This is a genomic window from Pseudotabrizicola sp. (assembly GCF_030684215.1).
GTDB lineage: Bacteria > Pseudomonadota > Alphaproteobacteria > Rhodobacterales > Rhodobacteraceae > Pseudotabrizicola.
In genome coordinates this window covers 135,929-147,675 of the sequence record NZ_JAUXOV010000070.1, presented here as the reverse complement: position 1 = coordinate 147,675, position 11,747 = coordinate 135,929, and the positions used below count along the sequence as shown (strand labels likewise).

The following is an 11,747-nucleotide window of genomic DNA, read 5'->3' as shown; positions in this document are numbered from 1 at the left end:
CGCAAGATATGACGCAGCGTCAGGAATGTGGGGTCAGGCCCTTTGTTTGCGGCCAGAAACAGCCCACTCCGGCCTGACTGTGGGTGCCCCGAACAGATACCCCTGCAAACAATCGACACCCAAAGCCTGCAAGTATTCTGCATCGGCCAGCGTTTCGACCGATTCCGCGACACAAAGCATGTCGAACTGTTTACCAATCGCCAGAAGGGCGGCGGCAACCACCTGATTGTCAGCGTCTGAATGGATGTTGCGAATATACTCACCGTCAATCTTCATGATATCAAAGGAGAAATCCTTCAGGTAGCGAATGGCGGTAAAGCCCGCCCCAAAATCATCCAGCGCAAAGGCGATCCCTTCGGCTTGCAGGTTGTCCATGAAAGCGACAACGATTTCGGGCACCAGCATGGCCGAGCTTTCGGTGATCTCCAGAATCAGCCGCTCTCCCAGACCGGGGTGAATGCGCAGGGCCTTGCGCAGAATCGCCGTCCATTTCGGGTAGCCGATGGACCGTGCCGACATGTTCACCGCCAGGCGCAATTGGGGTTGTGAAACCAATGTTGCCAGCCCCATCGCCAAAGCAGAGCAATCAATTTCCCGCCCGATTTCGTGGGCTTCAACCGCGCCCATGAAGTCACGCGCCGGAATGACGCGGCCCGATGGGTCCAGCACCCGCATCAGCCCTTCGTAAAACCCGATGCGATTCGTGTCCGCCGCCAGCACAATGGGTTGATACGCCAGCCGCAAACGCCCGGTGCGCAACGCATCCCGCACCATAGCGATCGTCTGACGGTCATTCTCAGAAACAGCAAAGGCCAACGGGCTGGCTTCGGCAAAGGGCACATCTTGACTCAGAACTGTCTTTTCCATGATGCACGCCCTTATGCCGACCCAAGTGCCTTGATGCCGCCACAAGGGTAAAGCTTGCGTAAAGTTTCACATTTTGTTCCAATTGTCGGAATTGTTGGCCAGCGAAAGACAAATAATGAACACTCAGACAGCGCTGCGCTGCGGCTGGTGCGGGACAGAGCAGATTTATGTGGATTATCATGATCATGAATGGGGCGTCCCGGAACGGGATGGCCGGACGCTCTGGGAAAAACTCATCCTCGACGGGTTTCAGGCCGGGCTAAGCTGGATCACCATTCTGAAAAAGCGTGATAATTTTCGGGCGGCATTCGACGGGTTCCGCCCCGATCTGATTGCCTCTTGGACCGAGGAAGACATAACCCGCCTCTTGGCAAACCCCGGCATCGTCCGGCACCGGGGCAAGATCGCGGGCACAATTCAATCGGCGCGCGCCTATCAGCGGATTGAACAGCGCGAAGGGTTTGCCAATTTCATCTGGCAGTTTCAGGATGGGACCGTGCAGCAAAACCAATGGGAAAGCCTGTCGCAAGTGCCTGCACAGACCCCCGTTTCCCAAGCCATGTCAAAGGCGCTCAAGGCCGAAGGATTCACCTTTTGCGGCCCGACGATTGTCTACGCTTTCATGCAGGCAACGGGCATGGTCAACGACCATCTGCTGACATGCCCCTGTCATGCGCGCGTGGCAGCCTTGGCCTGAGACTAGGGTATCTTGTGACAAATTCCGTCGCCAGCACCTCGCACCCGGCCTTGCGCCCCGCCATCAACCCGCTAATGCTGCGTCCTGAACAGGGGGCGTAATGGCCATAGAACTGACCTCACTGGCCGATGTGTTGGCCTCGCGCTTTGATGACATCATCGACGTGCGCGCGCCTGCGGAATATGCCGACGACCATCTGCCCGGCGCAATCTCTTTGCCGGTGCTGGATGATGCTGAACGCGCCCGCGTTGGCACCATCTACAAACAGGTATCCCCCTTTGACGCGCGCAAGATCGGCGCCGCTCTGGTGGCAAAGAACGCCGCCGCCCATCTGATGGGGCCACTGGCGGACCGGCCCGGCAGCTGGCAACCGCTGGTCTATTGCTGGCGCGGCGGGCAACGCTCCAATTCCTTCGCCTCCATCCTGTCGCAGATCGGCTGGCGGGTTCAGGTGATCAGCGGCGGCTACAAGACATGGCGCAGCCTGGTGGTGCAGGCGCTGTATGACCAGCCCTTTCCTTGCCCGCTGATCGTGCTGGACGGCAATACCGGCACCGCCAAGACCGAAGTGCTGAACCATCTGCCTGCCCAAGGCGTGCAGGTGATCGACCTTGAGGGCCTCGCAAACCACCGCGGCTCCCTGTTCGGCGCCATGGGTCCGCAGCCATCGCAACGCAGCTTCGAGGGCCAGCTGGCCGTTGCCATCACCCGGCTTGACCCGGCCCGCCCCGTCGTGGTCGAGGCGGAAAGCTCCAAAATCGGCGACCTGCGCCTGCCCGCCGGTCTGTGGCGGGCCATGGTGCAGGCCCCGCGCATCGCGATTTCGGCCCCGCTGGACGCGCGCGCCCGCTACCTGTCGCATGCCTACACCGATCTTGTCAGCGACAGCGCACGACTGGACGCGGCGCTGCATCAACTGCGCCCCTCGCATTCCGCCGAACGCATCGCAGAGTGGCAGGATCTGGCCCAAACTGATCAGTTCACTGCCCTGGCGTCAGGCCTGATGCAGCATCACTATGATCCGCGCTACGCCAAGCACCGGACCCGCAGCACACAGGCCATGACCGAACTCACCACCCCCACGCTGGACCAGGACCAACTGCCCGATCTGGCCCGCCGCATCGCAAGTGCGCTCCACCAAAGCTGACCCCTGCCGGATTGCTGCTCTTGAAATACTCCCGCGCGGAGCGCATCCGACGCTTGCCACAACAGCCGCGCCATCAGCCATCTTGCTCTCAGCGCAGTACGATCCGCCCCGGCCCGGCGGTCACATGCCCAATCACCACCGCATGCTCACCCGCACGCGTCAGGTCAACCAACATCGGGCGCAGCCATTCCGCCGGCACCGTTGCCAGCAGCCCGCCACAGGTCTGCGGATCGAACAACAGGTCCAGCCGCGGCCCCGCAACCGCCTCCACCTGCCAGCCCACGGCCACCCGGTTTGATGGCGCAAGGGTCGAGGCGACACCCTGTCGCGCCAACCCCTCCGCCCCCGGCAGCAGCGGCAACGCCGCCAGCGACAGATCGGCCCCCAGCCCGGCAGGCTCCAGCATCTCCCACAGATGCCCCGCCAGTCCAAAGCCGGTCACATCGGTCATCGCCGTTGCCCGCTCACGCAGGATGGCCGCCGCACGTGCCAAGGGCTGCTCCATACTGGCCATACAGGCGGCCCAGATCTCGCCCATCATCAATCCGCCGGTGCCGGTCAGATCGGGCTGCACCATCGCCATCTCTGCCGCCAGAACAACACCGGTGCCCAAAGGCTTGGTCAACACAATCGCATCCCCCGGCCGCGCCCCGGACTTGCGCAGCACCGGCCCCTCCAGCAGCCCGGTCACGGTGAACCCCACCGTCAGCTCATCGCCCACCGACGAATGCCCGCCGACCACATCGGCCCCGGCCGCGCGAAAAACCGCCCCCGCCGCCTGCATCACTTCGGCCAGCATATCGGCCTGAAGCGCCTCGGACAGACGCGGCAGGGTTATTTGTGCCAGTGCCGCCTGCGGATCCGCGCCCATCGCCCATATATCGCCCAGCGCATGCACCGCCGCCAGCCGCGCCATTAGCGCCGGGTCATGGCTAAACGCGCGCAAATGGTCAGTGGTAATCACCTGCGCCTGCCCACCGATGCGCAGAATGGCGGCATCATCGCCCGCACCGGTCAGCACATCGACGCGGCCCGTGGCGGGCAATGTCGCCAACGCCACCCGCAAAGCGCCCGCACCCACCTTGGCCCCACAGCCGCCGCACATTGGCCTGTCGCCCACCGCCTCGGCAAGCCCAAGGGCATGCGGCTGCGGCAAAACGGGCCGGGCCATCGCCGGGAACGCGGCAAACTTTGCCATGAACCTCGCGTCAATCTGGTCTTTCAACCCCCAAAGCCATGCCCCGCCAGAGCGCAACCCGAATTTGTCCGCCACCGCCGTTTTGCCGCCCACAGACACCAGCTTCAGGTAATCGCGCTGCGGCCGGTATCTGCGCATCGTGCCACCCGACACCGCTGCCCGCAGATTATGCAGCAAAAACGGGGCCTCCCGCACCGCAAAGACCCCTGCCTTGGGGCGCGGCGCATGGGTCAGATGCGCGCAATCCCCCACCGCAAAGATCCCGGGGTCAGAGGATTGCAGTGTCGGCCCCACATCGATGAACCCCTCCGTCAGCGCAAGCCCGGTGCCGGTCAGCCAGTCCTGCGGTCGCGCACCCGCCACAGACAGCGTAAAGTCTGACCCAAGCTGCTGCCCGTCACTCAGCACCACCGCATCGGCCAACACCTCCGCCACCGTCACCCCGGTCAGCAACGACACCCCATGCGCCGTCATCGCCGCAATCAGGTTACGCCTTGTTCCGGGTGACACGCCCTGCAAGGCCTCTGCCCCCCGGTCCAGCAGCGTAATCCGGGGCGTTTTGCCCATCGCAAGCAACCGATGCGCCGACGCCAGCGCCAGTTCGACCCCGCCGACCCCCGCACCAATTATGGTTAACTGCGGCGCAGCATTGGACGCCGCCACAAACGCCTCCCACCGCGCGGCATAGGCCCCAAGTGGCTTGGCTGCGACCCCGTGTTCGTCGTATCCCGGCACATCCGGCAAATCCGACGCGATCCCGATATCGACCGATGCCACATCATAACGCAGCCACCGCCCGGACTTCAGCACTACCTTGCCAGCCGCCCGGTCAATCCCGCAGGCCCGGTCAAGGATCACCCGCGCGCCTGCAAACCGCGCCAGCCGCACAAGGTCGATCATCATGGCATCACGCGTGTAATGCCCGGCAATCGCACCCGGCAACATCCCGGTATAGGGCGCAACCGGGCCGGGGTTGATCACCGTGATCCGCACCCCCGGCAAAGGGTCCATCGCCCACATCCGCAGCACAAGCGCATGGCTATGCCCGCCGCCGATCAGCACAATGTCGCGTGTCAGGGGAAGCGGGGGCATGTGCATCAACAAAGACCTTTCATCGGAACCGCCCCAACCCTACGCGCTTGCTGTTCCAAGGGCGAGGGCTGCCGGCACAACCCTTTGTGTTGCGCAGTGCCACCGCTGTCAGACAGGCCCTTGCCCGACCTTTGCGCAGCACCGTAAGCTGCCGCCATGAAGGCACGCACCAACCTGCAGATCACGCAGACCCATCGGATGAACCTCAGTCTGGGGCTGCAAACAGCGTTGCACGTGCTGCGCGCCGATGCCGCCGCCCTGATCAGGTATCTGGAGGAGCAGGCCGCCGAAACTCCGGCTCTTGTGCTGCGCCCGGTGTTTCCGGGGGCAGGCGACTGGCTGCCTCGCTGGTCAGGCGTCCTGCCGCATAGCGGTCCGGACGAGGTCGCCACCCTTGCCGCACATGGCCCCAGCCTGATGGCCCATGTGGTCAGCGCCATCCCGGCTCTTGTCTCTGGCGAACGTGACCGCAAAATCGCGCTTGCACTGGCCGATGCGCTGGAACCATCTGGCTGGCTGGGGCGCCGCCTTGAAGACATAGCCGCCGAGTTGGGCCTGTCGGTGGATGCCGTCAGCCCTGTCCTGTCCCGGCTGCACCGCATCGACCCGCCCGGCCTTTTTGCCCGCGATCTGGCGGAATGTCTGCGCCTGCAAGCCATCGACGCCGAGGTGACAGACCCGATCCTGACCACCATGCTGTCGCGGCTTGATCTGGTGGCGTCAGGCGACTGGGCTACACTCGCACGGGCGGCACAAACCTCCGAGGCCGAGATTCTGGTGCGGTTCCGGCTGATCCGCAGCTTCAACCCGAAACCGGGGGCCAGCTTCGCGGCCATTGCCAGCCCATTGCGCGAACCAGATCTGATCGCGCGTCAAGGCGAAGGCGGCTGGCAAATCACCCTGAACCACTCTGCCCTGCCCGCGCTGACCATAGACCCCGACGCGTCAGGTGCCGCACGGGCGCGCGAAGTGATCCGGCTGGTCGAGACGCGCAACACCACCTTGCTGAACGTCGCACAGGCCATTCTGTCTCATCAGCGCGCCGCGCTGGATGTCGGCCCTTCGGCCCTGCGACCGCTGACAATGCAAAGCCTTGCCGAAACAATCGGGCTGCACAAATCCACGGTCAGTCGTGTGGTCGCGGGGGCTGCTGTGGACACACCACACGGCACATGGTGGCTACGCCGCCTGTTCTCGTCCGACATGGGGGCCGATACCGCCGCCGCCGCACTGCACGCCCGTCTGGCCCGGCTGGTCGCAACTGAAGACGCGGCACAGCCGATGTCAGATGATGCCTTGGCGCAGGCGCTTTGCACAGACGGGGCAGCCCTTGCCCGGCGCACCGTCGCGAAATACCGCGCCGAGCTGCGTATCCCCCCTGCACACCGCCGCCGCCTCAAGCCCTAGCGCCGTTTACGCAGCACCTTGCGTTTCAGCTTGCTGTCCTTTGCCACCGCCTGCCCCGGCTTGCGCGGGCTGAACCGACCGCGCCGTTGTGCGGTTTTCGGCATCGCCCCGCCTTCAATGGTCAAAAGGTCCAGCGTGATGCCGCCAGTGACAGGCGTGGCTTCGGCCAGCCGCACCGTGACCCGCTGGCCAATCCCAATCGTCATGCCGCTATCAGCCCCGGTCAGGGTCTGACTGTCCTGATCATAATGGAAAAACTCGCGCCCGATGCTGCGAATGGGGATCAGCCCATCTGCCCCGGTTTCGTCCAGCTTCACAAACAGGCCAAAGCGCTGCACGCCTGAAATCCGCCCGGTGAAATCTGCGCCCACCCGGTCGGCCAGATAGGCCGCAAGATAACGGTCCGTCGTGTCGCGTTCCGCCGCCATGCTGCGCCGCTCGCTGTCAGAAATCAGCTTGGCGGTTTCCTCCAGCGTTTCCACGTCTTGCACCGACAACCCGTCATTGCCCCAGCGATGCCCGGCAATCAGCGCCCGGTGCACGATCAGGTCGGAGTAGCGCCGGATCGGGCTGGTGAAATGCGCATAATTCTTCAGCGCCAGCCCGAAATGGCCAAAGTTCTGCGGAAAATAATAGGCCTGCGTCATGCTGCGCAGCGTGCTGATGTTCAGCAACTCGTCAAACTCGGTGCCCTGCGCCGCCGCCAGCAACGTGTTCAGATGCCGCGTCTGCAACACCTGCCCCTTGGCCAGCACAAAGCCTGATGCCTCGGCCACCTCGCGCAGATTGTCCAGCTTTTCCGGCGTCGGTTCTTCATGCACCCGGAACAACAGCGGCCGCTTCAGCCGCACCAGTTCTTCCGCTGCCGCCACATTGGCAAGGATCATGAACTCTTCAATCAAGCGGTGCGCGTCAAAGCGCTCCTTGAACGACACCGCCCTCACCTCGCCCGCATCCGACAGCTCGATCTTGCGCTCGGGCAGGTCCAGATCCAACGGCTGGCGCAAGGCCCGCGCCAGTTTGGTGGCAGCATAGGCGGCGTAAAGCGGCTTTAGCACCGGCTCCAGCAGCGGTTCTGTCACCGCATCGGGGCTGCCATCCACAGCCGCCTGCACCTGCTCATAGCTCAGACTGGCCACAGACCGCATGATCCCGCGCACGAAACGATGGCTGACCTTGGCGCCTTGGGCATCCAGCCGCATCCGCACCGCCAGACAGGCCCGGTCCACATGCTGATGCAAGCTGCACAAATCGCCCGACAAAATGTCCGGCAACATCGGCACCACCCGGTCGGGGAAATAAGTTGAATTGCCACGCTTGCGCGCCTCACGGTCCAGCGCCGATCCGGGGCGCACATAATAGGCCACATCCGCAATCGCGACCCAAACGATGAACCCGCCCGGATTGCCCGGCTCGGCGTCGTGCTCGGCGTAAACCGCGTCATCGCGGTCGCGCGCATCCGCAGGGTCAATGGTCAACAGCGGCAGATCACGCAAATCCTCGCGCCCGGCCAGTACCGCAGGCTCTGCCCGGTCCGCCTCGGCAATCACCGCATCAGGAAACTGATCAGGAATGCCGTGCTGATGAATCGCAATCAGACTGACCGCGCGCGGCCCCGACGGATCGCCCAGAACCGCCGTCACCCGCGCTTGCGGCAACCCCATGTTGCGCCGCCCGATAGCCTCACCCTCGACCAGCTCGCCGTCCTTGGCCCCAAGGGTCATGTCGCGCCCGACGCGCCATTCCTTGTCCTGACCCTTGTCGATGGGCACAATCCGTCCGCCTTCGGCATTCGCACGAAACACGCCCAACACCCGCAACGGGTTGGTCCCGATATGGCGGATCAGCCGCGCCTCATACTGATACTCGCCCACATCCACCGGCGACAACCGCGCCAGAATCCGGTCGCCCGCCGCCAACGCCGGGTCGCCCTTCTTGGCAATGAACAGCACACGCGGGGCCTCGCCCTCGCCATCCCATTCCATCGGCCGGGCAAACACATCGCCCTGCGCATCTGGCCCGGTGATCACCAGAATCGAAACGGGGGGCAGGCTTTCCGGGTCACGGTAGCTGCGGCCCTTTTTGGCCACATGCCCCTCATCCTCAAGCTCCGCCAATATGCGTTTCAACTCGATCCGCGCCGCGCCCTTGATGCCAAAGGCCTTTGCAATATCGCGCTTGGCCTGAAGACCGGGGTTCTCGGTGATCCATTGCAGGATCTGCTCTTTGCTGGGCAATTGTTCCATACCGCCAGCCCTAGCACGCCGCTGCCGCGCAAGAAAGCCACCAGCATTTGCTGCTTTGTCAAATACTCCCGCGCGGAGCGCATTCCCCAAAAGCCACAAGCGCTACCAGCGCAGCAGGGCCGCCTCGTCCTCATCCTTGGCCGCAACCCAAGTGGCCCCATCCGGCCCCAGTTCCTTTTTCCAGAACGGCGCGCGGGATTTAAGGTAATCCATCAGAAACTCTGCCGCTGCAAAGGCATCTGCCCGGTGCGGTGACGCGGTGGCGACCATCATGATCATCTCACCGCCCGCAAGCCGCCCATGGCGGTGAATCACCAGCGCGTCTGCCAGCGACCAGCGCGCCATCGCCTGATCCATGATCGCACCAATCGCGCGTTCGGTCATGCCGGGGTAATGCTCGATCTCCATCGCGGCCAGCGCTCCGCCATTGTCGCGCACGATGCCGGTAAAGGTCACCACCGCCCCGGCCCCCGCAGCGCCTTTGGCAAAGGCAACCGACTCGGCCCCCAGATCGAACGGCGCGCTCTGCACAGACAGCCGCATCTTACCCCCCGGTCATCGGCGGAAAAAAGGCCACCTCACGCACCCCGGCAAGGGGCGCATCAAACGATGACAGCTCCTGATCAAGCGCCACCCGCAAAGAGGCCAGATCAGCAAAGGCCAACGCATAGCGGTCTTCACGCGCGACCAGTTCGGCGATCAGGTCGGCAACGGTCGCCGCATCGGTCTGCACCTTTTCGCGGGGCAGGCCGATCCGCTCGCGCACCCATGCGAAATACAAGACCTCGACGCTCACGGCTTGTCATCCTTCAGAAACGGCAGGGATTTGCGGAAATAATCCCAGCCGGTCATCATTGTCAGCGCAGCCGCAATCCAGATCATCCACAAACCAACCAGCGTGGCCATCGACGAGCACCCCCGCGCGCCACAAGACCGCAATGGGTCGGCCAGCCCGCGCGTGACCAGATCGGCATATTGCTCGGTTGTCATCCCCCGCCGTGCAATGCCCTCCAGATGCTCCAGCCCGGTGCCCAGAAACAGCACCGCAATCGCCACCATCTGCGCGGTGGTTTTCCACTTGGCCAGATTTGTCACCTTCAAAAGCCCGGCCTTTGCCCCAAGAAACTCGCGCAGGCCAGAGACGAACACTTCGCGGAACAGGATCAGCGTCACCGGCAGTATCAGCCAGGGATTCATCCCCGAATACCCCGTTATGATGACCAGCGCGATCACCACCATCGCCTTGTCGGCAATCGGGTCCAGCATGGCACCAAACTTCGATTCCTGTTGCCAGCGCCGGGCGATATAACCGTCAAACCAGTCGGTTATTGCCGCCACGATGAACAGGGTCAGCGCAAACCAGTCTGCCCAGGGGCGATGAAAATACAAAAACATGATCGCGACGCCGGGGGCTGCAATCAGGCGCATCACCGTCAGGATATTGGGAAGCGTCCATCTCATGGCAAATGCTTAGACCATTAACCCCGCCAGAGGAAAGCAGATTTGCTCAGAAGGGCGCCGGGGCGACAAAGGTTACCAGTTCCTGCGTGGCCGGATGATGCAGGCGCAATGTCTCGGAATGCAACATCAGGCGCGGGGCCTCACGCGCAGGACCGGTCGCATAAATCTGGTCACCGATGATGACATGCCCCAGCGCCAGCATATGCACCCGTAACTGATGGCTGCGCCCGGTCAGCGGATGCAACTGCACCCGCGTTTCAAGCTCTGACCGCCCGACCACCTCCCAGTCGGTGCGCGCGGGGCGTCCGTTTTCAGGGTCCACCATCTGACGCGGGCGGCGCGGCCAGTCGCTGCCAATCGGCAAATCTACATGGCCGCTCTCATCTTTCATTGCGCCCCAGACCCTTGCCACATAGGTCTTGCGCGCCCGGCGCTGCTCGAACTCTTGGCCCAGAAAGGCTTGCGCCTGTTTGGTCCGGGCAAAGATCATCACGCCCGAAGTGTCGCAATCCAGCCGATGCACCACCAGCGCATCCCAATATTCTGCCTGAAGCCGGGTGATCAGGCAATCCTGTCGCCCCTCCAGCTTGCCCGGCACGCTCAGCAACCCGGCGGGCTTCTCGACCACCAGAATCTGCTTGTCCTCATGCAGCACCGACAGCGGCACGTCTGGCGGGTCATAGCTGAAATCGGGGATCAGGCTGGGCGCATGATCCGGGACAATGCGCCGCGTCATAAGATGGTATGGCCCGCCGCTGTCAGGCGGGCGGCCAGATGCCGGATGTGGGCCGGCCCCACTTCGCAACAGCCACCAACGATGGTGGCCCCCAGATCAACCCACTGCATCGCAAAATCAGCGTATTTCTCCGGCGTCAGGTCGTGGCGATGGGTATAAGCGGGCGCGTCATGACTTTCCGGCAGCGGCAGGCTGGAAATCTCGGAAAACCCGTTGGCATAGGCCCCGAAGGGCAAGCCCATGGTCGAAAGCTCGGTCAAAGCCGCCAGCATCGCCTCGGGCATCGAGCAATTGGCCAGCACCGCGGCTGTAGGATGCTCTGCGATCACCTCGGCCAGTGCCGCCACAGGCTCCCCCGACCGCAGTTTGCTGCCGTCGCGGTCATCCACCGATACCGACAGCCAGACTGGCATCCCCGCCGCCTGCGCCCCCTGCAACGCCCCGCGCGCAAGGTCCAGCGAGGACATGGTTTCGCACAAGATCACATCGACATGCGCCGCCATCAGTCGCGCCTTTTCGGCATAAAGCGCCGCCGAAACCGCGACCGGAGGTGTCAGGTCAGGTCGATAGCTTTCACCCAAAGGCCCCATCGACCCGGCGATGATGCCCCGGCCATGCTCGGCCCGCGCCTCATGCGCCTGAAGCAGCGCACTCAGATGCAGCGCGTGATACAGGTGGTCCAGGCCTTCCTTGGTCAGACGGTCATGCAGGATGTTATAGGTGTTGGTGGTGGCAACCGATGCCCCGGCGGCAAAATACTCGGCGTGGATCTCGCGCACCAGACCCGGATGGTCGATCATCGCACGCGTGGCCCACAGCGCAGAGCGGTCATCCCCCGCGCGGGCGATAAGTTCCTGCCCCATTCCCCCGTCCAACAATGTGATCTGTGCCATAAG

At 63.5% G+C, this 11,747-nt stretch carries 11 protein-coding genes; 3 read left to right on the top strand and 8 right to left on the bottom strand.

What is annotated here, in order from left to right; genetic code table 11:
• Window positions 1-33: 33 nt before the first annotated feature.
• Window positions 34-867, bottom strand: coding sequence for an EAL domain-containing protein (locus Q8K08_RS14810; RefSeq protein ID WP_305250559.1), 834 nt, complete (start codon window positions 865-867; stop codon window positions 34-36).
• Between the two features lie 115 nt (window positions 868-982).
• Here Q8K08_RS14810 and Q8K08_RS14805 point away from each other — a divergent pair, with 115 nt between their 5' ends.
• Both Q8K08_RS14805 and mnmH read left to right on the top strand, forming a co-directional pair.
• Window positions 983-1,564: a DNA-3-methyladenine glycosylase I gene (locus tag Q8K08_RS14805; protein ID WP_304803533.1), complete on the top strand. Its 582-nt coding sequence runs from the start codon at window positions 983-985 to the stop codon at window positions 1,562-1,564.
• Window positions 1,565-1,664: 100 nt separating this feature from the next.
• Entirely contained in the window at window positions 1,665-2,711 is a 1,047-nt protein-coding gene (gene mnmH / locus Q8K08_RS14800; protein WP_305250558.1) for a tRNA 2-selenouridine(34) synthase MnmH, read from the top strand.
• 88 nt (window positions 2,712-2,799) lie between these two features.
• Here mnmH and selD read toward each other — a convergent pair whose 3' ends face one another.
• On the bottom strand, window positions 2,800-5,001 hold the full coding sequence (selD, locus tag Q8K08_RS14795; RefSeq protein WP_322573295.1) for a selenide, water dikinase SelD: 2,202 nt from the start codon (window positions 4,999-5,001) through the stop codon (window positions 2,800-2,802).
• Between the two features lie 156 nt (window positions 5,002-5,157).
• Here selD and Q8K08_RS14790 point away from each other — a divergent pair, with 156 nt between their 5' ends.
• On the top strand, window positions 5,158-6,408 hold the full coding sequence (locus tag Q8K08_RS14790; protein WP_305250555.1) for an RNA polymerase sigma-54 factor: 1,251 nt from the start codon (window positions 5,158-5,160) through the stop codon (window positions 6,406-6,408).
• Here the strand turns inward: Q8K08_RS14790 and rnr are convergent.
• From rnr to Q8K08_RS14760, 6 genes are all read right to left on the bottom strand, one after another.
• A complete protein-coding gene (gene rnr / locus Q8K08_RS14785; protein WP_305250553.1) occupies window positions 6,405-8,654 on the bottom strand; it encodes a ribonuclease R in 2,250 nt (749 codons plus the stop codon). The two genes, Q8K08_RS14790 and rnr, sit on opposite strands and share 4 nt — an antisense overlap.
• Window positions 8,655-8,756: 102 nt before the next feature.
• On the bottom strand, window positions 8,757-9,197 hold the full coding sequence (locus Q8K08_RS14780) for a molybdenum cofactor biosynthesis protein MoaE (RefSeq protein WP_304797504.1): 441 nt from the start codon (window positions 9,195-9,197) through the stop codon (window positions 8,757-8,759).
• A 1-nt stretch (window position 9,198) separates the two neighbouring features.
• Window positions 9,199-9,450 carry a molybdopterin converting factor subunit 1 gene (moaD, locus tag Q8K08_RS14775; protein WP_304797505.1) on the bottom strand — a complete coding sequence of 84 codons (252 nt, stop codon included), beginning with the start codon at window positions 9,448-9,450 and terminating at the stop codon, window positions 9,199-9,201.
• Complete coding sequence (pgsA, locus tag Q8K08_RS14770) at window positions 9,447-10,115, bottom strand: CDP-diacylglycerol--glycerol-3-phosphate 3-phosphatidyltransferase (protein WP_305250552.1); 669 nt, start codon at window positions 10,113-10,115, stop codon at window positions 9,447-9,449. The genes moaD and pgsA overlap by 4 nt, the downstream gene beginning before the upstream one ends.
• 46 nt (window positions 10,116-10,161) lie before the next feature.
• A complete protein-coding gene (locus Q8K08_RS14765; protein WP_305250551.1) occupies window positions 10,162-10,851 on the bottom strand; it encodes a pseudouridine synthase in 690 nt (229 codons plus the stop codon).
• Window positions 10,848-11,744, bottom strand: coding sequence for a homocysteine S-methyltransferase family protein (locus Q8K08_RS14760; protein WP_305250550.1), 897 nt, complete (start codon window positions 11,742-11,744; stop codon window positions 10,848-10,850). The genes Q8K08_RS14765 and Q8K08_RS14760 overlap by 4 nt, the downstream gene beginning before the upstream one ends.
• Between the last annotated feature and the right edge of the window lie 3 nt (window positions 11,745-11,747).